At 73.2% G+C, this 24,017-nt stretch carries 21 protein-coding genes and 1 tRNA gene; 13 read left to right on the top strand and 9 right to left on the bottom strand.

The genetic code is table 11. The features are described from left to right. The first annotated feature begins 1 nt into the window (after nt 1). Nucleotides 2-1,426: a pyruvate kinase gene (gene pyk / locus VGP36_03530; GenBank protein ID HEV7653794.1), complete on the top strand. Its 1,425-nt coding sequence runs from the start codon at nt 2-4 to the stop codon at nt 1,424-1,426. A gap of 3 nt (nt 1,427-1,429) precedes the next feature. Here pyk and VGP36_03525 read toward each other — a convergent pair whose 3' ends face one another. Further along, nucleotides 1,430-1,801 (bottom strand): cupin domain-containing protein, encoded by a 372-nt coding sequence (locus VGP36_03525; GenBank protein HEV7653793.1) that lies wholly within the window; start codon nt 1,799-1,801, stop codon nt 1,430-1,432. Nucleotides 1,802-1,856: 55 nt separating this feature from the next. On the opposite strand from VGP36_03525, the gene VGP36_03520 reads away from it, so the two are divergent. After that, nucleotides 1,857-2,312, top strand: a complete 456-nt coding sequence (locus VGP36_03520) for a MarR family transcriptional regulator (protein HEV7653792.1) — start codon at nt 1,857-1,859, stop codon at nt 2,310-2,312. On the opposite strand, the gene VGP36_03515 is transcribed toward VGP36_03520, so the two are convergent. Both VGP36_03515 and VGP36_03510 read right to left on the bottom strand, forming a co-directional pair. Then, on the bottom strand, nt 2,313-3,707 hold the full coding sequence (locus VGP36_03515; protein ID HEV7653791.1) for a pyridoxal-dependent decarboxylase: 1,395 nt from the start codon (nt 3,705-3,707) through the stop codon (nt 2,313-2,315). A gap of 445 nt (nt 3,708-4,152) precedes the next feature. After that, nucleotides 4,153-4,236, bottom strand: a tRNA-Leu gene (locus VGP36_03510). Between the two features lie 84 nt (nt 4,237-4,320). On the opposite strand from VGP36_03510, the gene VGP36_03505 reads away from it, so the two are divergent. From VGP36_03505 to VGP36_03480, 6 genes are all read left to right on the top strand, one after another. Next, entirely contained in the window at nt 4,321-4,926 is a 606-nt protein-coding gene (locus VGP36_03505; GenBank protein ID HEV7653790.1) for a response regulator, read from the top strand. Between the two features lie 201 nt (nt 4,927-5,127). Continuing rightward, complete coding sequence (locus VGP36_03500; GenBank protein HEV7653789.1) at nt 5,128-6,288, top strand: branched-chain amino acid ABC transporter substrate-binding protein; 1,161 nt, start codon at nt 5,128-5,130, stop codon at nt 6,286-6,288. 90 nt (nt 6,289-6,378) lie between these two features. Then, nucleotides 6,379-7,317 (top strand): branched-chain amino acid ABC transporter permease, encoded by a 939-nt coding sequence (locus VGP36_03495; GenBank protein HEV7653788.1) that lies wholly within the window; start codon nt 6,379-6,381, stop codon nt 7,315-7,317. After that, nucleotides 7,314-8,507, top strand: coding sequence for a branched-chain amino acid ABC transporter permease (locus VGP36_03490; GenBank protein HEV7653787.1), 1,194 nt, complete (start codon nt 7,314-7,316; stop codon nt 8,505-8,507). The genes VGP36_03495 and VGP36_03490 overlap by 4 nt, the downstream gene beginning before the upstream one ends. Further along, complete coding sequence (locus tag VGP36_03485; protein ID HEV7653786.1) at nt 8,504-9,277, top strand: ABC transporter ATP-binding protein; 774 nt, start codon at nt 8,504-8,506, stop codon at nt 9,275-9,277. Before VGP36_03490 ends, VGP36_03485 begins: the two co-directional genes overlap by 4 nt. Further along, nucleotides 9,267-9,983: an ABC transporter ATP-binding protein gene (locus tag VGP36_03480; protein ID HEV7653785.1), complete on the top strand. Its 717-nt coding sequence runs from the start codon at nt 9,267-9,269 to the stop codon at nt 9,981-9,983. Before VGP36_03485 ends, VGP36_03480 begins: the two co-directional genes overlap by 11 nt. Before the next feature lie 24 nt (nt 9,984-10,007). On the opposite strand, the gene VGP36_03475 is transcribed toward VGP36_03480, so the two are convergent. After that, nucleotides 10,008-10,529, bottom strand: a complete 522-nt coding sequence (locus tag VGP36_03475; protein HEV7653784.1) for a hypothetical protein — start codon at nt 10,527-10,529, stop codon at nt 10,008-10,010. Nucleotides 10,530-10,848: 319 nt separating this feature from the next. Between VGP36_03475 and VGP36_03470 the strand changes: the two genes are divergently transcribed. From VGP36_03470 to VGP36_03460, 3 genes are all read left to right on the top strand, one after another. Further along, nucleotides 10,849-11,442 carry a GNAT family N-acetyltransferase gene (locus tag VGP36_03470; protein ID HEV7653783.1) on the top strand — a complete coding sequence of 198 codons (594 nt, stop codon included), beginning with the start codon at nt 10,849-10,851 and terminating at the stop codon, nt 11,440-11,442. A 65-nt stretch (nt 11,443-11,507) separates the two neighbouring features. Continuing rightward, the gene (gene polA, locus VGP36_03465; GenBank protein ID HEV7653782.1) at nt 11,508-14,210 is read left to right on the top strand and encodes a DNA polymerase I; all 2,703 of its coding nucleotides are present in this window, start codon (nt 11,508-11,510) and stop codon (nt 14,208-14,210) included. Nucleotides 14,211-14,277: 67 nt separating this feature from the next. Next, nucleotides 14,278-15,699, top strand: a complete 1,422-nt coding sequence (locus VGP36_03460; GenBank protein HEV7653781.1) for a hypothetical protein — start codon at nt 14,278-14,280, stop codon at nt 15,697-15,699. 331 nt (nt 15,700-16,030) lie between these two features. Here VGP36_03460 and VGP36_03455 read toward each other — a convergent pair whose 3' ends face one another. Further along, nucleotides 16,031-17,167, bottom strand: a complete 1,137-nt coding sequence (locus tag VGP36_03455; protein HEV7653780.1) for an oligosaccharide flippase family protein — start codon at nt 17,165-17,167, stop codon at nt 16,031-16,033. Nucleotides 17,168-17,356: 189 nt separating this feature from the next. After that, complete coding sequence (locus VGP36_03450) at nt 17,357-18,358, bottom strand: GHMP kinase (protein HEV7653779.1); 1,002 nt, start codon at nt 18,356-18,358, stop codon at nt 17,357-17,359. A gap of 80 nt (nt 18,359-18,438) precedes the next feature. Between VGP36_03450 and VGP36_03445 the strand changes: the two genes are divergently transcribed. Continuing rightward, nucleotides 18,439-18,795 carry a hypothetical protein gene (locus tag VGP36_03445; protein ID HEV7653778.1) on the top strand — a complete coding sequence of 119 codons (357 nt, stop codon included), beginning with the start codon at nt 18,439-18,441 and terminating at the stop codon, nt 18,793-18,795. A gap of 72 nt (nt 18,796-18,867) precedes the next feature. Here the strand turns inward: VGP36_03445 and VGP36_03440 are convergent, their stop codons facing one another. Further along, nucleotides 18,868-20,793 carry an acyltransferase family protein gene (locus VGP36_03440; GenBank protein HEV7653777.1) on the bottom strand — a complete coding sequence of 642 codons (1,926 nt, stop codon included), beginning with the start codon at nt 20,791-20,793 and terminating at the stop codon, nt 18,868-18,870. A 57-nt stretch (nt 20,794-20,850) separates the two neighbouring features. On the opposite strand from VGP36_03440, the gene VGP36_03435 reads away from it, so the two are divergent. Next, nucleotides 20,851-21,711 carry a class I SAM-dependent methyltransferase gene (locus tag VGP36_03435; protein ID HEV7653776.1) on the top strand — a complete coding sequence of 287 codons (861 nt, stop codon included), beginning with the start codon at nt 20,851-20,853 and terminating at the stop codon, nt 21,709-21,711. A 1-nt stretch (nt 21,712) separates the two neighbouring features. On the opposite strand, the gene VGP36_03430 is transcribed toward VGP36_03435, so the two are convergent. Together VGP36_03430 and VGP36_03425 are read right to left on the bottom strand one after the other, a co-directional pair. Continuing rightward, complete coding sequence (locus VGP36_03430) at nt 21,713-22,552, bottom strand: class I SAM-dependent methyltransferase (protein HEV7653775.1); 840 nt, start codon at nt 22,550-22,552, stop codon at nt 21,713-21,715. Between the two features lie 11 nt (nt 22,553-22,563). Beyond that, entirely contained in the window at nt 22,564-23,976 is a 1,413-nt protein-coding gene (locus VGP36_03425; GenBank protein HEV7653774.1) for a hypothetical protein, read from the bottom strand. Between the last annotated feature and the right edge of the window lie 41 nt (nt 23,977-24,017).

Here is a 24,017-nt window from a genome sequence, read left to right as displayed (position 1 = left end):
GGTGACGCGCCGGGCGAAGATCGTCTGCACGGTCGGGCCGGCGACGGCGACCGTGGACCGGCTGACCGCGCTGGTCGAGGCGGGCATGGACGTCGCCCGGCTCAACTTCAGCCACGGCTCCCGGGACGACCACGCCCGCATGTACGACCTGGTCCGGCAGGCGTCGGACCGGGTCGGGCGTGCGGTCGGCGTGCTGGCCGACCTGCAGGGGCCGAAGATCCGGCTCGGTACGTTCGGTGGCGGGCCGGTCGTCTGGCGGACCGGCGACCGGGTCACGATCACCACCGAGGACGTGACCGGGACCGCGGACCGGGTGTCCACGACGTACCGGCAGCTGGCCGAGGACGTCCGGCCGGGGGACCGGCTGCTCGTCGACGACGGCAACGTCGGGCTGGTCGTGGTCTCCGTGCACGACCGGGACGTGCTCTGCGACGTCACCGAGGGCGGCCCGGTCTCCGACCACAAGGGCCTGTCGCTGCCCGGGATCGCGGTCAGCGTGCCGGCGCTGTCGGACAAGGACGCCGCGGACCTCCGGTTCGCCCTGGGCCTGCAGGTCGACCTGGTCGCGCTCTCGTTCGTCCGGTCCCCGGCCGACGCCGCGCTGGTGCAGGCCGTGCTGACCGAGGCCGGTCAGCGGCTGCCGGTGCTGGCCAAGCTGGAGAAGCCGGAGGCGGTCGCCGACCTCGACGCGGTGGTGGACGCGTTCGACGGGGTGATGGTCGCCCGCGGCGACCTCGGCGTGGAGATGCCGCTGGAGCAGGTGCCGCTGGTGCAGAAGCGGGCCGTGCAGCGCTGCCGGGAGCGGGCCAAGCCGGTCATCGTCGCGACCCAGATGCTGGAGTCGATGATCGAGCACTCCCGGCCGACCCGGGCCGAGGCCTCGGACGTGGCCAACGCGGTGCTGGACGGGGCCGACGCGGTGATGCTCTCGGGCGAGACCAGCGTCGGGCGCTACCCGGTGCAGACGGTCGCGACGATGGCCCGGATCATCAACGCGGTCGAGAGCGACGCGTCCATCTCGGCTCCGCCGCTGCAGTACGCGCCGCGGACCCGGGGCGGCGCGATCGCCCAGGCCGCGATCGAGGTCGGCCTCCGGCTCGGCGCGTCCACGCTCGTCTCGTTCACGCAGACCGGCGACACGGTCCGGCGGCTGGCCCGGCACCACTGCCGGATCCCGCTGCTGGCCTTCACGCCCGACCCGGCCGTCCGGAGCCGGCTGACGCTGTCCTGGGGCGTCGAGACCTTCATCACCCCGACCGTCCGGCACACCGACGAGATGGTCGCGGCGGTGCAGGACTCGATGCTGGCGACCGGGCGCGGGCGGGTCGGCGACCTGGTCGTCGTCGTGGCCGGGAGCCCGCCCTCCACGCCGGGCAGCACGAACATGCTGCGCGTGCACCGCCTCGGCGACCCCGCGACGGACTGATCCCTACTGCGCCCAGGGCGGGTTGACGACGGTGCCGTCGGCCATGGTGGCGGTGAGGCCGGCGCGGGTGCAGGCGAGGAGGCGGGCCGGGGCGTCGACGGCGCCGACCGAGAGCAGCGACCCGGCCGGGGCCGCGAGCGTGTCGCCGGCCGCCAGCTCGGCCGGCTCGCCGTCGACGGCGACCGTGAGCCGCCCGGCCAGCACGTGCAGGACCTCCTCGCGGTCCAGCCGGTGTGGCGCGGCCGGCGCGCCCGCCGGCACGTCGACGGTCCACATCGCGAGCTCGGTGCCACCCTTGCTGGGTGCGCTGCAGGAGGTGAAGCGGGCGCCGTGCAGTTCGACGGTGTCCGCGGAGCCGTGTCGTACGACGAGCATGGACTCTCCCCAGTAGTAAGGCTGACTGACTAGAAGGTAAGTTAGGCTGACTATCGTGACCGCGTCAACTCCCGATCTCGTGGTGCTGCTGAGCCTGGCGCTGCGGCAGCTCCAGGACGAGCTCGGCGCGGACCTGGACGCGGCCGGGTTCGGCGGGCTGCGCCCCGCGCACGGGTACGCGCTGTCCCGGCTGTCGTTCGGCGGCGCCACCTCGGTGCAGGTCGCCGAGCACCTCGGCATCACCAAGCAGTCCGCCGGCCAGCTGGTCGACGAGCTGGAACGGGCCGGGTACGTCCGGCGCGAGCCGCACCCGACCGACCGGCGCGGGAAGCTGCTCGTGCTCACCGACCGGGGCTGGGCCTGCGTGCGGGCCGCCGGGGCGGCCTTGGCCGCGATCGACGCCCGGCTGACCGACCGGCTCGGCGCGGACCGGCTGGCCCAGCTGAAGGCCGGGCTCGCCGCCGCCGGCCCCGAGCCCGGCCCCTGGCGCGGCCTGCGCCCGCCCTGGTGACTAGCCGGCCAGGCGTTGGAGGAGGGCCCACAGGGCTTCGACGTGGCGGCGTTCGGTGCGGGTGGCGCCGATCGCCACCCGCAGCACGTACCGGCCGTGCACCTTGGTGTGCGACAGGTACGCCTGCCCGGACTCGTTGACGGCCCGCAGCAGCGCCTCGGTCGCCTCGTCGCCGGCCACCAGGCGCAGGCAGACCAGGCTCAGCGGGTGCGGCGCGACGACCTCGAACCGGCTGTCCGCGCGGGCCCAGGCCGCGAGCTCCTGGGCCAGCCCGACGCCGGTCCGGATGTGCTCGCGCAGCCCCTCCAGGCCGTACCAGCGCAGGACGGCCCAGAGCTTGAGCGCGCGGAACCGGCGGCCCAGCGGCACCTGCCAGTCCCGGTAGTCGATCACCGCGCCGGACTCGGTCTGCGCGTTGCGGAGGAACTCCGGCAGCACCGACAGCGCGCCGACCAGCGTGTCCGGGTCGGCGACCCAGAACGCGTCGCAGTCGAAGTTGGTGAGCAGCCACTTGTGCGGGTTCGTCGCGTAGGAGTCGGCGAGCTCGAGGCCGTCGCCGAGCCAGCGGAACTCGGGGCAGACCGCGGCGACCCCGGCGTACGCGGCGTCGACGTGCAGCCAGACGTCCTCGGCCCGGCAGACCTGGCCGAGGGCCCGCACCGGGTCGATCGCGGTGGTCGAGGTGGTGCCGACGGTGGCGAGCATCAGCAGCGGCGTGACCCCGGCGGCGCGGTCCGCGGCGGTCGCTTCCCGCAGCGAGTCCGCGGTGATCGACAGCGAGTCCGGGTCGACGTCGAGCACCCGGATCGCGGCGTCGCCGAGCCCGGCGATCCGGACCGCCTTCTCGCCGGCGGAGTGCGTCTCGGGGGAGAGGTACACCGCGTACCGGTCGCGGACGCCGTCGGTGCGCACCGATCCGCCCGAGGCCCGGTGCAGCGCCGCGATCACCGCGCACAGCACGGAGCTGGACGCGGTGTCCTGGATGACGCCGTTTCCGCGGAAGCGCTCGGGCAGGCCCAGCGCCTGCGCGAGCCAGTCCATGACGACGGTCTCGACCTCGGTCGCCGCGGGCGAGGTGGCCCACAACATGCCCTGCACGCCGAGCCCCGAGGACACCAGGTCTGCCAGCACGGCCGGCCCGGACGCGTTCGCCGGGAAGTAGGCGAAGAACGAGGGGTGCTGCCAGTGCGTGATCCCGGGCAGCACGACCCGGTCGAGGTCACCGAGGAACGCCGAGAACGGCTCCCCGGCCTCCGGCGGGGCCGGCGGCATCGACGCGGCGATCTCGCCCGGCTTCACCCGCGCCCCCACCGGCAGCGACTCGGCCCGCTCCCAGTAGTCGGCGACCCAGTCGACGACCTCGCGCCCGTACCGCCGGAATTGTTCGGGAGTCATGTGCACGGCCCCAAAATACGGTTCCCGCGCCCATGGCAGGTTGGCCCCATGCCCAGCTGGACGTTTCGCGGGACCGTCCTACCGGACGGCGGCGAGGCGCCTCGGTCGGCTACGACCCCGCCGCCCGCACCGACCGTGCCCGCGCCCGCTCCGGCGACGTCCCCGCCACCCGGAGAAGGCGACGTCCCGGAACGCGGGAAAGATGACGTCGCGCCACGCGGGGGCGCGCGGGGCTCGGCCCGGAAAGCATGGCGACCGGCCACGCGGAGAGGTGACGTCCCGCAACGCGCGGCGCGGGGGCCCGGCGCCCGGAAGCATGGCGACTGGCGCCGCGGAAAGGTGACGTTCCGGAACGCGGGGGCGGGGGGCTCGGCCCCCCGGAAAGCATGGCGACCGGCCCACTGACCGGCCAGGGAGCAGCGAAACGCTCCCGGCACGCCGCGCGTGCCGGGAGCGGGACTCGAACCCGCAAGCCCTTTCGGGCAGATGCTTTTGAGGCACCCGTGTATGCCGATTCCACCATCCCGGCTCGGCGCGCCCCAGAAGTCTAGACAGGTACGCTGCGGTCTCCGGCCCGCGACGTCGCGTGTCCGCCCCACGCCTTGGAGTGCCCGTGTCCGACGCCCCGCCCCGCCGAGTTCTCATCGCCGAGGACGAAGCGCTGATCCGCCTCGATCTCAAGGAGATGCTCGAGGAGGAGGGCTACGCGGTGGTCGGCGAGGCCGGCGACGGTGAGGAGGCCATCACGATGGCGGACTCGCTGCGTCCGGACCTGGTCATCCTGGACGTGAAGATGCCCAAGCTGGACGGGATCGCGGCGGCGGAGCGGATCGCGGGGGAGCGGGTGGCTCCGGTGGTGATCCTCACCGCGTTCGGGCAGCGCGATCTGGTCGAGCGGGCCCGCGAGGCCGGCGCGATGGCATACCTGGTGAAGCCGTTCCAGAAGAAGGACCTGGTGCCGACCATCGAGATGGCGACGTCCCGGTTCGCCGAGATCGTCGCGCTCGAGCAGGAGGTCGGCGGCCTGCAGGAGCGGCTGGAGGCGCGCAAGACGGTCGAGCGGGCCAAGGGCGTGCTGATGACCGAGCATGGGATGACCGAGCCCGAGGCGTTCCGCTGGATACAGCGCACCGCGATGGACCGGCGTACGACGATGCGCGCGGTCGCGGAGGCCGTGCTCGCGGCCGGGTTCGACCTCACCGCCGACTCCGGCCGCTGAGCCTCCTGGTATCGAATCGGCGTGTCTGAAACATTCGGCGCGTCGCGGTTCAGTTACGACTTCGTGCCTTGCGGCCGGGCGACCGGAAGCGTGCGCTAGGTTGGCGCGCATCGTCACCCGGCCCTCGCGGACCGGCTGTTGGCGTGTCATACCCGGTTCTCACGGAGGTAACTCGTGCGGCGTGCGTACTCCCGGGGTCTGATGGCCGCTGCGGCTGCCTCGGCCCTGTTCCTTTCCGCCTGTGGCGGTGACGACAGCTCCAGCAGCGACAGCGGCTCCAGCGGCGGCGGCGGCGGTTCTGTCACCCTCGGTTTCATGGGCGCGCAGACCGGCCCGAACGCGCAGCTGGGCATCAACATCTCCAACGGTGTCGAGCTCGCGCTCGCGCAGCACAACGCCAAGTCCGGTGTCACCCAGGTCAAGCTGATCAAGTACGACACCCAGGGCGACCCCACGCAGGCCACCAACCAGGCCAAGAAGGCGATCACCGACAAGGTCGTCGGCGTCGTCGGCCCGGCGTTCTCCGGTGAGTCGAAGACGGCGGTGCCGATCCTCGACGAGGCCGGCATCCCGAACGTCTCGCCGTCGGCCACCGCGGTCTCGCTGGCCGCGAGCGGCTGGAAGACCTGGCACCGCGTGCTGGCGAACGACGACGTGCAGGGCCCCGGCGACGCCGACTTCATGGCGAAGACGCTGGGCGCCAAGAACGTCGCGGTCATCGACGACCAGAGCGAGTACGGCAAGGGCCTGGCCGACGCGGTGCGCAAGCAGCTCGCGACGGACAGCGTCAAGGTCGCCGTGAACGACTCGATCGACCCGAACGCGTCGAGCTACTCCTCGACCGTCAACAAGGTCAAGCCGGCCAACGTCGACGCGATCTTCTTCGGCGGCTACTACTCGGCCGCCGGCAAGCTGATCAAGCAGCTGCGCGACGGCGGTGTGCAGGGCTCGTTCATGTCGGGTGACGGCAGCCTGGACGCCCAGGTGATCAGCGCGGCCGGCGGCACCGCCGCCGACGGCGTGCTGCTCAGCTGCACCTGCTCCTCCGCGGTCGGCTCCACCGACCCGGCGGTGCAGAAGTTCGCGACCGACTACAAGGCCAAGTACAACGTCGACCCGGCGACCTACTCGGCCGAGGGCTTCGACGCGACGAACGCCTTCCTGCAGGCGATCGACGCCGGCAAGACCAGCACGAGCGACATCAACGACTTCGTGACGAAGATCGACTTCAAGGGTGTGTCCAAGCAGATCAAGTTCACCGACTCCGGTGAGCTGTCGGGCAACCTGCTCTTCATCACCGAGGTCAAGGACGGGAAGCTCTCGTTCCTGGGCGACACCGCTACGGCCAAGCCCACCGCCTGACCGTTCCAACGCCACCGCGGGCGGGAGCCGGGATTCTGATCCCGGCTCCCGCCCCGGTGCGTTCCCACACCACCCGCGGAGCGGTCCCACATGGTGCATGACTTCGTCACGCAGTTCTGGTCGTCCACCGTGGACGGCCTGACGAATGGTTCGATCTACGCGCTGATCGCGCTCGGCTACACGCTCGTCTACGGCGTACTGCGACTGATCAACTTCGCGCACTCCGAGATCTTCATGGTCGGTACGTTCGGGGCGCTCGGCGCGCTGAACCTGTTCCACATCGACAGCCCGCAGAGCGGGCTCGCGCTCGCCGGCGTGCTGCTGATGATGCTGGCGGTGGGAATGGCGGTCTCGGGCGGGACCGCGGTGCTGCTGGAACGGATCGCCTACCGGCCGCTGCGCAAACGCGGCGCGTCCCGGCTGGCCGCGTTGATCTCGGCCATCGGCGCCTCGTTCTTCCTGCAGGAGCTGTTCGCGATCTGGCAGGGCCGCGACCAGGTGCGTCTCCCGCGGGTGATGAACAAGGAGACCTGGTTCAACATCGGCTCGGGTCAGGTCCGCAACGACAAGGTCCTGGTCTTCGTCGCGGCGATCGTCATGATGATCATTCTCGAGCGGTTCGTGAACACCAGCCGGCTCGGCCGGGGCATCCGGGCCACCGCCCAGGACCCGGACACGGCCGTCCTGATGGGCGTGAACATCGACCGCGTGGTGATGGTGACCTTCCTGCTCGGTGGCATGCTGGCGGGGGCGGCCGCCGCGCTGTACGGGGTGTTCTTCGAGCTGACCCAGTACAACGTCGGGTTCCTGCTGGGCATCAAGGCGTTCACCGCCGCCGTCCTCGGCGGCATCGGCAACATCCGGGGAGCCCTGATCGGAGGCCTGGTGCTCGGACTCATCGAGAACTACGGGGCGAGCTTCTTCGGCACCGAGTGGCTGGACGTGGTGGCCTTCTCGGTCCTGGTGCTCGTGCTGATGTTCCGGCCGACGGGGATCCTCGGCGAGAACCTGCAGCGGGCACGCGTATGAGCGGGTCGTTCGCCGGCATGAAGCGCCGGATGCCGGACGTGCTGGGCGCCATGGGCGCCTGGTGGGACCGCGTCCCTCAGTACGGCCGCTACCTCATCTATGTGGTGCTGATCATCGGCGCGTTCCTGCTGCCGTCCGGCTCGATCGGGTCGTTCATGACCCCGGAGTCGGACTGGCCGAGCGTGCTGTTCTACCCGATCGGCGTGTACGTGCTGCTCGCCATCGGGCTGAACGTCGTGGTCGGCCAGGCCGGCCTGCTCGACCTGGGTTACGTCGCCTTCTTCGCCATCGGGTCGTACGCGCTGGCGATCTTCGCGACGAACCACGGCTGGAACTTCTGGGAGAGCCTGCCGGTCGGCATCATCATCGCCGCCGCGGCCGGGGCGATCCTGGGCACGCCGACGCTGCGCCTGCGGGGCGACTATCTGGCCATCGTCACGCTCGGGTTCGGTGAGATCATCCGGATCACTGCCAACAACCTGGACTTCACCGGTGGCCCGCGCGGCATCTCGCCGATCCCGCACCCGCCGTCGGTGCCGGACGCGCACATCGGCGACGTCAAGATCCTGCGCTACGGCGTCATCGACGCCCGGCCGTACTACTACCTCCTCCTGGTGGTCATCATCGTGGTGATCATCGTGGTGAAGCGGCTGGAGCACAGCCGGGTCGGCCGGTCCTGGGCCGCGATCCGGGAGGACGAGGACGCGGCCGAGCTGATGGGCGTGCCGACGCTCAAGTTCAAGATCGTCGCGTTCGTCATCGGCGCCGCGATCGGCGGGTCGGCCGGCGTGCTGTTCGCCGCCCAGACGACCTCGATCACCCCGGTGAACTTCCCGTTCATCCTGTCCGCGCTGATCCTCTGCGCGGTCGTGCTCGGCGGCTCCGGCAACCTGCTCGGCGTCGTCCTGGGCGCGTTCGTGGTGGCCTGGCTGCCGGAGCGGTTCCGCGGGTTCGAGGAGTACCGGGTGCTCACCTTCGGCGCGGCGCTCGTCATCATGATGATCATCCGGCCCGAGGGCCTGCTCCCGTCCCGCCAGCGGCGGGCCGAGCTGGCCGAGGGCACCGGCGGGATGGGCTCGCTGGGCGGCGAGGTGGGCGCGGTCAGCGCCCAGAACGTCGAGCTGGACGGGTCTGTCAACGGCCGGGCCGGCGTGCTGGCCGGCTCCGACGACCGGGAGGCCGGGGCGTGACCGCGCTGCTCGAGCTGGCCGGCGTGACCCAGCGCTTCGGCGGCGTGGTCGCGCTCTCCAGCGTCGACCTGTCCGTACCGGAGGGGGCGATCTTCGCGTTGATCGGCCCGAACGGGGCCGGCAAGACGACGATCTTCAACCTCATCACCGGCGTCTACACGCCGACCGAGGGGGAGGTGCGGTTCAACGGCGAGCGGATCTCCGGTCGCCGGCCGCACCTGGTGACCGCCTCCGGGGTCGCCCGGACGTTCCAGAACATCCGGCTCTTCGACAACATGTCGGCGCTGGAGAACGTCATGGTCGGTGCCGACGCCCGGCACAAGACCAGCGTCGGCGGCGCGGCCCTCGGGTTGCCCCGGCACCGCCGGGAGGAGAAGCAGGGCAAGGCCCGCGGCCTGGAGCTGCTGGAGTTCGTGGGCGTGGCCGGGGTCGCGCAGGAGACCGCGAAGAACCTCTCCTACGGCGACCAGCGCCGGCTGGAGATCGCCCGGGCGCTGGCCACCGAGCCGAAGCTCCTGCTGCTGGACGAACCGGCGGCCGGGTTGAACGCCTCGGAGAAGCTGGCGCTGTCCGACCTGATCCGGAGCATCCGCGACAGCGGCCGGACCGTCTTCCTCATCGAGCACGACATGGGCATGGTCATGCAGATCAGCGACCGGGTCGCGGTGCTGGACTTCGGGCAGAAGATCTCCGAGGGCGTCCCGGCCGAGGTCCAGAACGACCCCAAGGTCATCGCCGCCTACCTGGGAGCGCCCGCCGATGCTTCTTGAAGTCGAGGATCTGCGGGTCCACTACGGCAAGATCGAGGCGATCCGCGGGATCTCCGTCGAGGTCGACGAGGGCGAGATCGTCACCCTCATCGGGGCCAACGGCGCCGGCAAGACGACCACGCTGAAGACGCTGTCCGGGTTGCGCCGGGTCACCTCGGGCCGGATCCGGTTCGCCGGGGACGACATCACGAACATGCCGGGGCACAAGCGGGTGCTCACCGGGATCTGCCAGGCGCCCGAGGGCCGCGGGATCTTTCCCGGCATGACGGTGCTGGAGAACCTGGACATGGGGACGTACGCGCGGAAGTCCCCGGACTACGCCGCCGACCTCGACCGGGTGCTCACGTTGTTCCCCCGGCTGGGGGAGCGGCGCAAGCAGGCCGGCGGCACCCTGTCCGGCGGTGAGCAGCAGATGCTGGCCATCGGACGGGCGATGATGGCCCGGCCGCGGTTGCTGCTGCTGGACGAGCCGTCGATGGGCCTGGCGCCGCTGATCGTGCAGCAGATCTTCGAGATCCTGAAGGAGATCAACGAGCAGGGCACCACGATCCTGCTGGTCGAGCAGAACGCGACCCAGGCCCTGCAGCTCTCGCACCGCGCGTACGTGCTGGAGACCGGGTCGGTGGTCAAGTCGGCGCCGGCGTCGGAACTGCTGGACGACCCGTCGGTCCGCGAGGCCTACCTCGGCGGCGCGGCCGCGCACTGATCCATCGGGGTGCTGCCGGGGGCGCTAGGTCCCCGGCAGCGCCACGTCCTTGCCGAGGTCCTGCACCCGCAGCGCGCGGACGATCGACTTCACCGGCAGGTCGAACCAGAGATCCATCTCCAGCCGCCCCTCGGCCGGGACGACGGCGACCTTCGGCTGCCGGGCGATGTTCATCGCGTCGTAGTCCGGCTTGTACGTCTTGCCGGTGGCGTCGACCAGCAGCAGCCGGTCGGTCGAGAAGCTCCGGAACGTCGACATGCCGTTGTCCAGGGCGATCCGGACCCGCTCGTACTCGCCCTTGGGCAGCCATTCGGCGTGCGTGCCGATGATCGAGAGCAGGTGCGTCCGCAGTCCGACGACGCTGACCGTCACCTGCGGGCCGGTCGCGGTCGCGGTCGCCAGCGGGGTCTCGAACGGCCGCGCCGTGCGCGGGGCCTGCAGGTAGGTCGGGCTCGCGCTCGGGGCGGGCGCGCCGGCCGCGTCCGAGTGGGAGGAGCAGCCGGTGGCGGCTGCTCCGGCGAGGACGGCCAGTAAGGACCCGATCACGAGGCGGCGCACCATACGACGGTATCTCCCGGTTGTCACAGCTCTGCAAACCTGGGGATCCCGATCCGGCGCCGGGCAGAGGGTGACCCGGGCCGCCTTTGGCGCCGTCCCATGCCCCGCGCCACGAGACGTTCTCTACTCAGCGTGCCCGGGTCGTGGCAGAGAGTAGGTCAGTCGCGGGGCTGCGTCAAACTCCGATGTCGGCTCGGCCGTTCGGCCGCTGCCGACGGAGATCCACGGGCCGGTAGGGTGGCGTCCTGCCGACGGAGCCCGGGACGTCCTCCCGCTGGAGCCGGCAGATGTTCCTGGTGGAGGCGGAGTGTCCCGGATCCGGGTGCGGGTGCGTACGGCGGGCGCGGACGACGTGGACGCGCTCGTCGCGCTGGTCGGGCGGGTCAGCGACCTCGGTCCGGTCCGCGGCCGCGCGGTCGCCCGCCGCGGCCCGGATGCCTTCAAGGCCCAGGCCGAGCGCCTCCTGTCCGACCCCGCGCACCGGGTGGTCGTCGCCCTGGACGAGCGGGACGAGGTGATCGGCGCGGCCGTGTTCGGCGCCGAGACGGCCGGCGGCCTGCTCGACCCGCCCTCGGTCTACGTCAGCCACCTGCTGGTCGACTCCGAGCACCGCAAGCGCGGCGCGGGCCGGGCCCTCGTCGCCGCGGCCGCCGGCTACGCCGACGAGATCGGGGTCGACTCGGTCGTCGTCGGGGTCGCGCCGACCGGCCGGGACGCCAACCGGTTCTTCGCCCGGCTCGGGTTCGCGCCGCTGGTGATGCGGCGGATCGCGCCGGTCGCGGCGCTGCGGCGGGCGCTGGCCAGCGCCGACCCGGCCGGCGAGGCCACACTGCCCGGCCGTACGGGGCTGGCCCGGGCGTTGCCGCGCTCGTCCCGGTCCCGGTTGCGCCGCACCGGCTGAGCTTTCTGCTCCCCAGCCTTGGCCGGAAGCCGGGATTGTCGGTGGGCGGTCCTAGACTCCGACCCGTGACCGAGGCTCCCCGACTGCTCCTGCTCGACGGCCATTCGCTGGCGTACCGGGCGTTCTTCGCGCTGCCGGTGGAGAACTTCCAGACCACGATGGGCATCCCGACCAACGCGGTCTACGGGTTCACCTCGATGCTGATCAACCAGCTCCGGGACGAGCAGCCGACCCACGTCGGCGTGGCCTTCGACGTCTCCCGCAAGACCTTCCGCAACGAGACCTACGCGGAATACAAGGCCGGCCGGTCGGAGTCGCCGAGCGACTTCAAGGGCCAGGTCAGCCTCATCCAGGAGGTCCTGCAGGCGCTGCGGATCCCGTGGTTCGGGGTCGAGGGCTTCGAGGCCGACGACGTCATCGCCACGCTGACCACGCAGGCCGTCGCGCAGGGCATGGACGTGCTCATCGGCTCCGGCGACCGGGACGCGATCCAGCTGGTCAACGAGCACGTCACGCTGCTCTACCCGAAGCGCGGCGTCTCCGAGCTGACCCGCTTCACCCCCGGGGAGGTCGAGGCCAAGTACGGCCTGACCCCCGTGCAGTACCCGGACTTCGCCGCGCTGCGCGGCGACCCGTCGGACAACCTGCCCAACATCCCGGGCGTGGGGGAGAAGACCGCGGCCAAGTGGGTCCGCGAGTTCGGCTCGCTGGCCACGCTGGTCGAGCGGGTGGACGAGGTCAAGGGCAAGGCCGGCGACGCGCTGCGGGCGCACCTGGCCAACGTGCTGCGCAACCGGCAGCTGACCGAGCTGGTCCGGGACGTGCCGGTGCCGCTCGGCCCGGCGGACCTGGTGCTGGGCCAGTGGGACCGCGACGAGGTGCACAAGCTCTTCGACAACCTGCAGTTCCGGGTGCTGCGGGAGCGGCTGTTCGCGACGCTGACCGCGGTCGGGCCGGAGGCCGAGGGCGGCTTCGAGGTCACCGGCACGGTCCTCGGTCCCGACGACCTGCCGGGCTGGCTGGCCGAACACGCGCGCTCCGGGAAGCGGATCGGCATCAGCCTGCGCGGCAGCTGGGGTCGCGGCACCGGCATCGTGCAGGGCCTGGGCCTGGCGGTCGAGGGCGGCGAGCCCGACGAGGCGGCGTACGTGGACGCCGAGACGCTCTCCGACGTCGACGAGCGCGCGCTGGTCGAGTGGCTGGCCGACACCTCGGTGCCCAAGACCGTGCACGACCTCAAGGGCACCCTGCTCGCGTTCTACGCGCGCGGCTGGGACGTCGTCGGGGTCACCAGCGACACCGCGCTGGCGGCGTACCTGGCCCTGCCCGGGCAGCGCACGTTCGACCTGGCCGACCTGGTGCTGCGCTACCTGCGGCTGGAGCTGAGCGGCGGCGCCGAGCCGGCCGGCGAGGGCCAGCTGACGCTCGACGGCGGTGCGGAGGAGGCCGACGCGGCGGTCGCGCAGGAGCAGGCGGTGCGGGCGCGCGCGGTCGCCGACCTGGCCCGGGCGCTGGACGACGACCTGGACACCCGCGGCGCGACCGTGCTGCTGCGCGACGTCGAGCTGCCGCTCTCGCGGGTGCTGGCCGACATGGAGCGCACCGGCATCGGCGCCGACCTGGACTACCTGATCGACCTGCAGTCGGAGTTCGCGGGCCAGGTCAAGGCCGTCGAGCAGGAGGCGTACGCGTCGGTCGGGCGGGAGTTCAACCTCGGCTCGCCCAAGCAGCTGCAGGCGATCCTGTTCGACGAGCTGAGGCTGCCCAAGACCAAGCGGATCAAGTCCGGCTACACGACCGACGCCGACGCGCTGGTCTGGCTGTCCGAGCAGGCCCCGGACGTGCCGCTGCTGGGCGCGCTGCTGCGGCACCGGGACGTGTCCCGGCTCAAGACCGTGGTCGACTCGCTGATCCCGATGGTCGACGACCACGGCCGCATCCACACCACGTTCAACCAGGTCATCGCGGCCACCGGCCGGCTGTCCTCGCAGGACCCCAACCTGCAGAACATCCCGATCCGGACCGCGGAGGGCCGCCGGATCCGGCGCGCGTTCGTGGTCGGCGCCGGCTACGAGTCGCTGCTGACCGCGGACTACAGCCAGATCGAGATGCGGATCATGGCGACGCTGTCCGAGGACGCCGGGCTGATCGAGGCGTTCCAGTCCGGCGAGGACCTGCACACGTTCGTCGCGTCCAAGGCGTACAACCTGCCGCCGGAGTCGGTGGACCCGGAGCTGCGCCGCCGCATCAAGGCGATGTCGTACGGGCTGGCCTACGGGCTCTCGGCCTACGGGCTGGCGCAGCAGCTGCGCATCCACCCCGACGAGGCCCGCGAGCAGATGGAGGCGTATTTCGAGCGGTTCGGCGGGGTGCGGGAATACCTGCGGCACGTGGTCGACGCCGCCCGCCGGGACGGCTACACCGAGACGATCCTCGGCCGCCGCCGCTACCTGCCCGACCTCACCAGCGACAACCGGCAGCGCCGGGAGATGGCCGAGCGGATGGCGCTCAACGCGCCGATCCAGGGCTCGGCCGCGGACATCATCAAGGTCGCCATGCTCGGCGTCGACCAGGGGCTGCGGGAGGCGGGGCTGAAATCCCGGCTGCTGCTGCAGGTGCACGACGAGCTCGTGCTCGAGGTCGCGCCGGGGGAGCGGACCGCGGTCGAGGCGCTGGTCCGGGCCCAGATGGGCGGGGCGTACGAGCTCTCGGTCGAGCTGTCCGTGTCGGTCGGGGTCGGCCGCACCTGGGACGACGCCGGCCACTGAGCCGTCGGGACCGGCTGCCGGGCGGGTTCACGCGGGGGTCACCGGGGGGTCTGCCAGACTGCGGCCCATGGTCACGGTGTCGTGGCGCGGCCGGGCCCTGGTGGCCGCCGCGGTGGTGTTGCTGCTGTCCGCCTGCGGCTCCCAGCCGGCCGCACGGAGCCGGGAGGACTCCGTCCGGTCGACCGCGACCGACGTCGCGTTCACCGGCTGCGACAAGGTGGCCTGCGCCGGCACCCTCGCCGGCGCCAAGTACGAGGTGAAGATGCCGGCGAAGTGGAACGGCACGCTGCTGCTGTTCTCGCACGGCTACCGGCAGGCCGAGTCGTCGCCGCCGGACTTCGCGCCGGTGACGACCGACGCGCAGTCCGCGCCCAGCGACGAGGCCGCGACCGCGCTGCTGGCGGCGGGCTACGCGCTGGCCGGCTCGTCCTACAAGACCAACGGCTGGGCCGTCGCGGACGGGGTCGCGGCCGGCGAGCAGGTGCACGACTTCTTCACCTCGAAGATCGGCACGCCGAACCGGACGTACGTCTGGGGCGAGTCGCTGGGCGGCCTGATCACCGAGCTGCTGGCCGAGAAGCACCCGGACTGGATCGCCGGCGCGGCGCCGATGTGCGGCGTGATCGGCGGCTCCAACCTCAACTTCGACGTCGCGCTCGACCTCGGGTACGCGGTGAAGACCCTGCTGGCGCCCTCGTTCAAGATCGACGGCTACACCTCGTTCCAGGACGCGTCGGCGAACTTCGATGTCGCCTACAAGGCCGTGCTGGCGGCGGCCAACACGCCGGCCGGTATCGCCAAGCTGCTGCTCATCGCGGCTCTGGTGGACGCGCCCACGCAGACCGTCGACTACGACGGTTCCACGTTGCAGTCGCGCGGGGCGGCGCTGGTCGAGGGCATCGTCACCGGGCTCGTGTTCAGCACGACCGTCCGGCAGGAGATCGAGCAGCGGGTCGACGGCAACCCGTCCGGCAACACCGACGCGGACTACGCGCCGCGGGTCTCGCCGGCGGAGAAGTCGCTCATCGAGACCGTCGCGCCCCGCTCGACCGCCGCCAACCTGGCCCTGCTCGACCGCGGGGCGCGGATCAGCCCGGACGCCGCGGCCCGGTCCTCCTTCGCCGGCCTCGGCACGCCGACCGGCGACATCAAGGTTCCGACGCTGACCGTGCACACCGAGGCCGACCCGCTGGTGCTGGTGCAGAACGAGGGCGTGTTCGCCGACAAGGTCGCCAAGTCGACGGCGAAGACGGCGGACCTGGTGCAGCTGTTCACGAAGGCGCCGGCGACGTACCCGAAGCCCGCGCCGTACGGGGCCGGGCACTGCAACTTCACCACCGACGAGCTGACCGGGACGGTCACGCTGCTGGACGGCTGGGTGCGCAGTGGCGTCTATCCGGTCGGGCAGACGGTGACGAAGGCGTTCGGGTCCGACACCGGGCTGGACCTCACCTACCGTCCCGCCCCCTGGCCCGCCGCAACCAGCTGACGCGCCCGCCGGCTCGTCGGCCCCCGCCCCCCGGGCAGTCGGCCCCGGGCGGTCGGCCCGGGCGGTCCGCCCGGGCAGTCGACCCCCGGGCAGTCGACCCCCGGGCCGTCGACCACGGGCGTCGACCACGGGCGTCGACCACGGGCGACGACCACGGGCCACGGCCCCCGGGCAGTCGGCCCACGGGCCGTCGACCCCGGCCCGGCCCGGCCCACGCCCTCGGCCCGGCCCGGCCCACGCCCTCGGCCCGGCCCGGCCCACGCCCTCGGCCCGCCCGGCCCGTGGGCCTTCGGCGCGCGGGCGCGGGGCGCGCGCCCGCGTCTGGCGGTGGTCAGGCGGCGGGGGTGGGGGTGGGGGTCGGGCGGTGGGAGCGGGCGGTCCAGGCGAGGCCGAGCACGGCCGCGACGAGCGCGGTCCCGAGCGCGGCACTGACGACCTCGACCAGGCTGCCGTGCGAGATCGTCGCGACCACGACCGCTTCGACCGCGACCACGGCCCAGACCGCGATCGTCGCGGTCGCCCGGGCCGCGGTGAGCTGCGCGTAGAGCAGCAACTGGACCACGCCGAGCGCCGACCCGACCGCCACGAACAACCAGGCCGGCCCGGCCAGCTCCCGGTACGCGTCGCCGCCGACCGCGGTGACCGCGAGCCCGCCGGCCAGCCGCGTCACCACCGTCATCAGCAGCCCGAGCCCGGCCAGCGCGGCCAGCCCGGCCCAGAGCGTCCGGCCCGGCCGGGGCGCCGACGCCAGCCGCGGGAACAGCACCAGCACGACCGCCTGCGGCAGGAAGAACGCGGCCTTGGCCAGCACCGCGCCCGCGCCGTACAGCCCGGCCTCGGCCGCGGGCAGATAGTGCCGCGCCAGCACCGGGTCGAGGTTGGTCAGCAGGTAGAGCCCGGCCAGCGCCTGCCCGGCGACCAGCAGCTCCCGTACCCGCCAGCCGCCGCGGGCCGGCCGCGGCCGCCCGGTCAGCACCCAGGCGACGACGAGCGACGCCGCCACCCCGGCGGCCACCCCGGCCAGCGCGCCGGTCACGGAGTCGAAGAGGATCAGCCCGGCGAGCCCACCGACCAGCCGGACCGCCGCGTACACGACCAGGATCAGCGCGAGCCGGTGGAAGTCCTGCCGGCCCTGGGCGACGCCCTGCGGCACCGCGAGCACGGTGGTCGCGCCGACCGCGATCGCGACCCAGATCGTCGGCCCGGGTCCGCCGAGGGCGAGGAACCGGTCCAGCACCGGCGTGGCGGCCAGCCCGACCAGGACCATCGCGGCCCCGGCGGCGAGCCCGAGGCCCAGCGACTCGGCCACCACCCGGCCGCGGTCGGCCACCGGCGCCCGGACGACCCGGACCGCGACCACCGCTTGCAGCGCCAGCGCGGGCACGGAGGCGACCAGGGTGACCGCGAGCAACGCGACCAGCACGCCGTACTCGGACGGCACGAGCAGCCGGGCCCCGGCCAGGCTCAACCCGTACGACAGGACGTTGGCCGCGGTGGTGCCGACCGCAGCGGCGATGCCGCCCGAGGTCGCCGTCCGCTCGACCGGCGCGCCGGGCAGCGGTGAGGTGGTGGTGGTCAGAGCGAATTCTCCCGGGATCGACGGCCGCGCGCACTTGGTATCACGGACGGGCTTACCGGCGTGGGATGACGGGGCGGCTCACGCGCGCCAGGTGGTCAGCCCCTTGGGCTCGAACGCGAAGTCGGTGACGACGCCACCCATCCGGGTCAGCGCCGCCGCCAGCCGGTGCTTCCTGGCGAAGTCGCAGTAGAAGAGGATGTAACCGCCGCCCCCGGCCCCGGTGACCTTGCCGCCGAGCGCGCCGGCCCGCATCGCCACGTCGTACGCCTCCTCGATGAAGTCGGTGGCGATGAGCGGCGACATCCGCTTCTTCTGCTTCCAGGCCTCGCCCAGCAGCGAGCCGAACTCGGGCAGCTCACCCCGCAGCAGCGCCGATTTCATCGCGACCGCGAGCTCCTTCTGCGCCCGCAGTCCCTCCAGCGTCTCGAGCTCGCCGCCGGCCAGCCGCGCGCTCTGGTCCTCGATGATCTTCGAGGACTGCCGGGTGGTGCCGGTGTAGCAGAGCAGCAGGTTCAGCTGGAGCTCGTCGACGACCGCGTCCCGCACCCGCAGCGGGTTGACGATCACCCGCTCGCCGAACTCGATGAAGTTGAAGCCGCCGAACGTGGCCGCGTAGTGGTCCTGGTGCCCGCCGCGGATCCGGAGGTCGACCCGCTCGGCCTGGTACGCGAGATCGGCCACCTCGTAGTCGGTCAGCGGCAGCCGGTGGTGCTCGCGCAGCAGGCCGACCAGCGCGACGAGCATCGTCGAGGACGAGCCCAGCCCGGACCCGGGCGGCGCGTTGGACTGCAGCAGCAGGTCGAAGCCGGCCGTGTCGCCGCCGAGCCGCCGGACCGCCGCCTTGACCAGGTCCAGCCGGCCGTCGAACGTCGGCTCGTCGCGCGCGTCGAAGTCGAGCGAGACGCCGAGGTCGAGCGAGTGCACGGAGATCCGGGCGTCCTGGCGGGGCGTCAGCGAGCCGTACGCGTACCGGTTGATGGTGGCGGACAGGACGACGCCGCCCTCGGTCTCCGGGAACGGCGCCACGTCGGTCCCGCCACCCGCGAAGCTGAGCCGCAACGGCGCTCGAGCTCTGACCACCACGGCAGGCCTCCTCACCGGACATGGCACCCTACCGACCCGGTCCGGGCGTTACCGGCTGGTGTCGTAGGCTCCCGCGCATGTCGGATCAGCGGCCGGTCGGCCGGACGGTCTTCGTGCTCACCCGCGGAGCGCGTGCCTTCCTGCTGCTGGGACTGCTGGTGCTGGTCCTGGCGGCGTACCGGATGGTCGCGCCGATCGACATCCAGAGTCCGCAGGGACCCGTGTTCGCCTGCGGGTCAGGGCTGCGGCCGCCTACCGACCAGTTCCAGAAGAACGTCTGCGGCCGGCTCAGCGAGCGCCGCCAGCTGGACGCGGGCTTCCTGGCGGGCGGTGCCGTGATCGTCGCGGTCGGCGGCCTGCTCGTCTTCGGCTCGTCCCGGCGGGAGGAGCGGACCCGCAGCGACGACGGCGAGTCCCCGATCTACCGGGACTAGCGCGTCCCGCCGGACCGCCTCGACCTGGCCGGCCGTCCGACTCGTCGCAGTCGCTCGGCCCGCCGGTTGCGGCTAGTTCCGGCCGGCCAGCTGGATCAGCTGCGGGCCCAGCCAGCGCCAGACCACGGCCGCTCCGGCCCCGCTGAAGTGCAGGCCGTCCGAGCGCAGCGTGACACCGTCGCGGGTCGCGGCGTAGCCGTCGGCGCAGAGGAAGCCGTGCAGGTCCAGCAGTGTGACCCGGCCGCCCTGGCGGGCGGCGTACCGGGTCAGCACCCCGTTGAGCCAGCGCACCCGGGACTCGTCGTTGATGATCGCGGGGTCGGGGCTGAGCCCGCTGTCGGGCACCTGGTGGCAGCCGACCGTGACCAGCGCGACCGGCCGCCGGCCGACGCCGAGCCGGCGGGTGTCGGAGTCGAGCACCCGGACCAGGTGCTGCTCGTACGCGGGAGTGCCGAACGTGACGATCCGGCCGCCCACGACCTGGTCGAACTGCTCGCCGATGCCGGGGAAGAGCACGGCGACGTCCGGGTTCACCGCGGTCACGTCGGCCGGCCAGGCGGCGTCCCACGGCCGGCATCGCGCGTCGATCGTCTTGGGCTGGCCGTCCACCGCCAGCGGCACCGGGATCAACCCGCACCCGAGCTGGGTACTGCCGGCCACGAACAGCCCCGGCACGGTCTCGGGCCGGAACCCGATCCGCAGGCTGTACGGCACCGAGTCACCCAGCAGGTAGGCGGCGACGTCGTCCGACCCGCGCTGCTGGGCCGCGGCCGGAGCGGTCGGCGCCCCGGCGGGCGGCCCGGCCCCGGCGGTACCGCCGAGAACGACCGCGACGACGGCGACCAGGACGCCGGCGATCAGCGGGCGCAGCCGCCGCGCGGGCCAGCGCCGGCCGAGCGCGCCGGCCCGGACCGGCCGTTCGACCAGCACGTACGACGCGGTGGCGAGCAGTCCGGTGACCGCGAGCCGGAGGACCAGCAACGCGGGGCCGTGGGCGCCGACCCGGTCGGGGGTGAGCACGACGTAGACCGGCCAGTGCCAGAGGTAGAGCCCATAGGAGACCAGGCCGATGCGACGCAGCGGCTCCCAGGACAGCAGCCGGGCCGTGGTCGACCGGTCGTCCGCCGCGCTCAGCACGACGACCACGGCCAGCGCGGCGACGAGCAGGAAGCCGCCCTGATAGAGCCAGCCCGCGGTGTCCCGGGCCGCGACCAGCAGGACGCCCAGCCCGGCGAGCGCGAACAGCCCGCTCGACCCGCGACCGGGCAGCGGGACCTCCCGCCCGGCCATCGACACGTACGCCGCCGGACGCCGGTTGCGGGTGCTCACCTCGCCCGCCAGCACGGCGGCGACGGCGCCGACCAGCAGCGCCTGCAGGCGGGTGTCGGTGCCGTAGTAGACCCGGGACGGGTCGGCGCCCGGCTGGTAGAGCAGCGCGGCCAGTCCGGCCGACGCGAGCGCGCCGAGCCCGAGTACGGCGGCGAGCCCACGTCGGCGCAGGCCCAGGCTCAGCAGCCCGATCAGCAGCAGCGGGTAGAGCAGATAGAACTGCTCCTCGATGCCCAGCGACCACATGTGCCGCAGCGGCGACGGATCGTCGTACTGCGCGAAGTAGGACCGGCCGGCCAGGACGAACCGCCAGTTGGCGACGTAGCCGAGGGTGGCGAGCGCGTCGCCGCGCAGCGCCCCCCGTTGCGCGGGCGAGGCCAGCGCCGCCGCGCCGACCGAGACCACGGTCAGGAGCAGGAACAGCGCCGGCAGCAGCCTTCGGGCGCGCCGCAACCAGAACCGGCGCAGGTCGATCGATCCCCACCGCCGCCACTCGGTCAGCAACAGCCCCGTGATGAGGTAGCCGCTGAGCACGAAGAACACGTCCACGCCGAGGAATCCGCCGCGGGCCCAGCCGACCTGACCGTGGTAGAGCAGCACGGCCAGCACCGCGACCGCCCGGATGCCGTCGAGCCCGGGCCGGTAGCGCAGCCCCGTCGCCGACGTCACGCGGGCAGCTTAGTGGGCTAGCCTCCGACTCCTTTCCTCCTGCGAAACGGAGCAGCAGTGGACACCTCGGCGTTCGCGGCCGCCCTCGACGGGCTGTTCGACGGCCCGCTGGCCGACGGCGTCCCGGCCGACCCGCGCTTCACCGCGATCACGGCCGAGGTCGCCGGGCACTCCACGGCGGCGGAGCTCGCGGCGCTCAACCTGGCCGCCCGGCTGCTGCCGCCGGGGGAGGCGTACCTCGAGGTCGGCACGCTCAAGGGCCGGTCGATGGCGGGGGCGCTGCTGGACGCGCCGGATCGTACGTACGTGGCGGTGGAGAGCTTCCGCGAGTTCGGCATGCTGGCCGAGGCGTCCCGGGTCGAGCTGCTGGCCAACCTGGCCCGGCACGGCGCCGGGCACCGGCTGGTCCTGCGGGACGGCGACTGCTTCGCCGTGCTGGCCCGGCCCGGTGCGGTGCCGGAGCCGGTAGGGGTCTACTTCTACGACGGCGCGCACACCGGCCTGGCCCATTACCTGGCTCTGGGCGTGGTCGAGCCGCTGCTGGCCGACGAGGCCCTGGTGCTGGTGGACGACTCGTCGTACCCGATGGTCGAGGCGGCGACCCGCCGCTACCTGGACCGGCACCCGGGCTGGACCGTGCTGCGGGACATCCGGGCCGCGGGAGACCACGACCCGCGCTGGGCGAACGGCCTGCTCGTGCTCGCCTGGCGACGGCCCGCCGGGGCGCCGCGCCGCGTGAGCGTGGACGTGCGGTGGCGGCGGCTGGTGCAGGTGTACGCCCGCGGTCCGGCCACCTCGCTGGTCTGGCGCGCGCTGAACCGCTGGCCCGGGCTGGTGCCGGCGGCGACCCGGCTGGTGCCGAAGCGGTCCCGGACCGTCGCGCAGCCGGACCCGGTGCGGCCCGGCGGGACGGACTAGATCAGCACCTCTCGGCCGGGGGCGGGACGTCGCTCCCGCCGTGCAGGTAGACGCGTTTGAGCGCGGCGGACAGTCGTGGGTAGCGGGGCAGCACCCGCCAGGCCGCGGCGAGCGCCGGTTCGTGCAGGGAGAGGTGCGCCAGCCGGCGCCAGGCCAGGTCGAGGCGTGGCCCTCGGGCGCCGGCGGGGCGATGCCACGCGTACACCTTGACTCCGTTGCACCAGCGGGGGTCCTCGGCCTGCTCGGCCCGCAGGTCGAACAGCAGGCGATAGCCGGGATGCCGGGCGACGTAGCGAGCCGTGGACCGTTCGACCTGAGGCCAGGAGGCGTCGTCGACGACGACCAGGGCCTCGTCGGCCAGCACCGGCTCGGCCAGGCCGAGGCCGAGGTGCTGGGCCAGCCGGGAGTGCGCGCCGTCGTAGAAGTAGACGCCGGCCGGGCCGGGCACCGCGCCGCGAAGCAGCCGGAAGGCATCGCCAGGCAGCAGCCGGACCTGCTCGGCGACGTCCCAGTCCCGCAGTGCGGCCCGGAGCAACCGCTCGCTCTCGGCCGGGTCCAGCCCGAACTCCCGGAAGTTCTCGATCGCGGTGAACGTCCCATCCGGGTGGCCGAGCGCGGCACCGACCGCCGAACGACCCCGGTACGAGCCCACTTCCAGGTAGCTCTCGCCGGCCGGCAGCATCGACGCGGCCAGGTTGAGCAGCGTCAGCGTGTGCTCGGTCGACATCCCGTCGACGGTCTCGACGACCTTGGCGAAGCGGCGATCGAGCGGCGTGTCCGCGTACAGATCGGCGGCCGCGAAGCAGGCCGGCAACCGGGCGGCGAACGCGGCGGTGTCCACGGCGGCGGACCCTACCGGGACGACGGCTCGGGTCGATCCGCCGTCCCACCCCGAGCCACCGCCGCACCGCCCACCGCCGGCCCGCTCGCCGTGGCGGCGGGCCCGTTCCCCTCGTCTTCCTCCGGGTGGTCGGACGGGGCGGCGGACAGCGGGGCGGCGGGCGGGGTCGGGTCGGCTGCTGAGACCGGAACCGGTGCCGGCGGGCCGGCACCGCGGGCGGACCACTCGAGCGCCGCGATCAGCCCGCCGAACAGCAGGACGCCGACCGTACAGACCGCCAGGATCTCGCCGGGGGAGTTGTGCGGCCCCGCGGCGACCACCGCGGCCTCGGCCACGATCAGCCCCCACAGCAGCCGGCTCGGCCGGCGGTCGCCGACCGCCACCGCGGCCAGCAGCAGCACCTGCGTCAGCGCCCACACGACCCCGAGGACCGCGAACGCGACCAGCGTCCCCGTCCCGAGGCCGTAGCCGCTGCCCGTGGCCAGCCGCACCAGCGGGCGGCCGGCCAGTGCCGTGCCGGCGATGCCGAGCAGGCCGAGCCCGGCGGTCGCGGCCAGCGTGCGTACGAGCAGCCGGCGGCGTCCCTGCATCGCGGCCAGCGCCGGGTACGCCGCCTGCACGACGAACTGCGATCCCCACAGCATCGCCTTTGCGAACAGCGAGGCCACGCCGTACGCCCCGGAGGTCTCGGCGTCGAGGTAGTGCCGGGCCAGCAGGACATCCGTGTTCGTCAGCACGAGGATGCCGGCCACCGTCGAGCAGGCCTGCAGGATCTCCCGGGCCAGCGTCGCCGTGCCGGTGCCGGCCGGAGCCCAGGACCGCATCCCGGTCAGCAGCCAGCCGAAGCCGGTGCTCAACACCGCCGCGCCGGCCAGCGCCCAGAATGCGCCGGTCACGCCCCAGCCGGCCAGCGCGGTGGCCACCCCGGCAGCGAGCCGGGTCAGCGCGCTGGCCACGTACATCGCGCCGAGGGCGGCGAACCGCCGGTGCCCGAGCAGCGCGCCCTGGAACGCGCCGGCCAGCGTGAGCGGGACGAGCGACACCGCCAGCGCGAGCATCGGCTGCGCTCCGTCGAGGTGCAGCCAGGACCGGGCCGGCACGGTCACCGCGGCCCCGATCGCCAGCAGGCCGATCCCGGCGAAGCCGGACAGCCGTAGCGACGACCCGTCGTTGCGACCCGGCGGGAGGCCGAGCGCGACCGTACGGCGGGCCACCACGTACTGGAACCCGGCGGCGGGGATCGTGCCGATCAAGCCGGCACCGAGCAGCGCGACCAGGGCGCCGTAGTCCGAGGCCGTGAACGACCGGGCCAGGACGGCGGTGAACAGGTAGCCGAGCGCGGTGGCGATCCCGCTGGCCACGCCGAGGATCACGCCGCTGGTCAGGCCGCCGGACCGGTGGCGGACGGCGCGGCCGGTACCCATCCGCACCTCCGTCCGTCGCCGCCCCGGTCGGGTCGGCGTCT

Source organism: Mycobacteriales bacterium (assembly GCA_035995165.1).
GTDB lineage: Bacteria > Actinomycetota > Actinomycetes > Mycobacteriales > CADCTP01 > CADCTP01.
The sequence above is the reverse complement of the archived record's forward strand: the minus strand, read 5'-3'. Positions and strand labels throughout refer to the sequence as shown.